1 protein-coding gene is annotated in these 364 nt (G+C 64.0%); it reads right to left on the bottom strand.

The genetic code is table 11. The features are described from left to right. Nucleotides 1–73: 73 nt before the first annotated feature. Nucleotides 74–364: amidase family protein (locus A3764_RS19045; RefSeq protein WP_269085032.1), on the bottom strand; the 291-nt coding region annotated here is incomplete at its 5' end.

Raw genomic sequence — 364 nt, 5'->3', positions numbered from 1 at the left:
TCGTGGATATGGTTGCGCGGGGGGCAGGGGCGACAGGCCGCCGATCTGCTGTCGGCGGCCCGGAGTGCGAAGCCTATGACTTCGGTCTGATCGGCATCTGGCTGGCGAAGCCCAGTTCCGTTTCCAGCAGTTTCGCCGCCGCCAGCAGGTCGTAATCGCCCTTGGGTTTTCCGAGCAGTTGCAGACCAACGGGCAGGCCGTTTTGCGTCAGCCCGCAGGGGATGGAAATCGCCGGGCAGCCGGTGAGCGAAAGAACAAAGGTGAGGAACATCCAGTCGATGTAGGTCGTCAACTCGGTATCCCCGATGTGGGTGGGGAAGCGTTGATCCACCGGATAGGGGGGCACGGCGACGGTGGGGCAGGC

This window comes from Sulfitobacter sp. HI0129 (genome assembly GCF_001635395.1).
Lineage (GTDB): Bacteria > Pseudomonadota > Alphaproteobacteria > Rhodobacterales > Rhodobacteraceae > Sulfitobacter.
The sequence above is the reverse complement of the archived record's forward strand: the minus strand, read 5'-3'. Positions and strand labels throughout refer to the sequence as shown.